1 protein-coding gene and 1 pseudogene are annotated in these 1,353 nt (G+C 74.5%); both read right to left on the bottom strand.

What is annotated here, in order from left to right:
- The coding region (locus tag ACFU99_RS43860; protein ID WP_384404405.1) for a universal stress protein at nt 1-687 on the bottom strand (687 nt) is incomplete at its 3' end.
- A 105-nt stretch (nt 688-792) separates the two neighbouring features.
- A pseudogene (locus ACFU99_RS43855) lies at nt 793-1,353 on the bottom strand (M6 family metalloprotease domain-containing protein); the annotation flags it as partial.

Genomic DNA, 1,353 nt, shown 5'->3' with positions numbered 1-1,353 from the left:
GAGGGCGAGGTGCACGCTCACCTCGTGCTTCAGCGACGCCGCGAACTCCGCCGTCTCCCGCTCGTACGGCAGCACGAACTCGTACGCGCTCGCCAGCGTCACCGGCTCCGGATAACCCGAGACCACCTGGAGCTTCGAGCCCGACCGGGCCGCCGCCTCGAAGGCGTAGCCGGTCGCCGCGTTTGCCTCGGGGGAGGGCGCGAGCCCGAGCGTCACGCGCCCGTACGCGCCTCCGCCGGAAGCTTCGTCCTCGCCCGGCCGCGGCACGACCACCACCGGGCTCGCGGCGCGCGCCGCGCAGGCCAGGCCGTTGGAGCCGAGCAGCAGACTGGCGAACCCGCCGCGCCCGCGCGAGCCGAGCACCAGCAGCGCGGCCTCCGCGCCCAGCTCCGGCAGGTCGTGGCCGGGGTCGCCGCCGATGGTGCGCAGCCGCAGCTCGGTCGGGCCGTCGGGGAGCGAGGCGACGAGCTCCCGGGCCGCGTTGAGCACCGGGTCCTCGCCCTCCTCCGGCACGCCGACCGGAACGACGGCGTCCGGCGTCACGGGCTGCATCTTGGTGACGTACGGCCAGATGTGCACGACGTCCAGCGGCACTCCGCGCCGCCCGGCCTCGCCCGCGGCCCAGCGCAGGGCCCGGTCGCTGTCGGGGGATCCGTCCGCCGCCGCGATCACCGGCAAGGTGCTCATCCGCGTCTCCAGTTCAGTCGGTTCGGATTCGATCACTCCGTCTTCGGCACCCCTGCCCGCTGGGGTGAGGGGTAAAAGGGGCGAAAGTCCCTCGGACCTGTGGCGTCAGCGGCGGGTGACCCGCACCCGGTAGTCCCCGCTTCCGTTGCCGCTCCCGTTGCCGCCCCCCTCCAGGACCTCGATCCGGACCCCGCGGCGCCGGTCGGTGAACGCCTGGCCCGGCGCGAACGCCGCGTCCGACAGCTCCGCGTCGACATTGGACGAATGGCTGCAACCGCCGCTGTGCGGCGTGGAGTCCACAACCGTCACCGGCCCGCCCCCGGTGTCCACCGAGGTGTCCACCCAGGAGACGAGCACGCCGGACCGGCACACCGACTCGTCGTTGCCCTCGCGGCGGCGGACCTCCACCGCGTACCCGCTGTGCCGCGTCACGGGGACGAACACCAGCCGCGCCCCGCCGCCGGGCGCGTTCAGCGGGGCGATGCGCTCGGTGCGCGTACCGGGCCCGGCGACGCAGCGGACCTGCCGCGCGGTGAGCCACCCCAGCTTCCACTTGTGCCAGGCCATGACGTCGTTGCCCGGCCCCCAGTCCTCCGACATCAGGTCCCAGTGCCCGGCCAGGCTGCCGCCCTCGGCGTCCGTATAGAGGTCGGGCAGGCCGAAGAC

The organism is Streptomyces sp. NPDC057654, from assembly GCF_042800135.1.
Taxonomy (GTDB): domain Bacteria; phylum Actinomycetota; class Actinomycetes; order Streptomycetales; family Streptomycetaceae; genus Streptomyces.
Note: the sequence above shows the minus strand (reverse complement) of the source record. Positions and strands in the feature narration are given on the sequence as shown.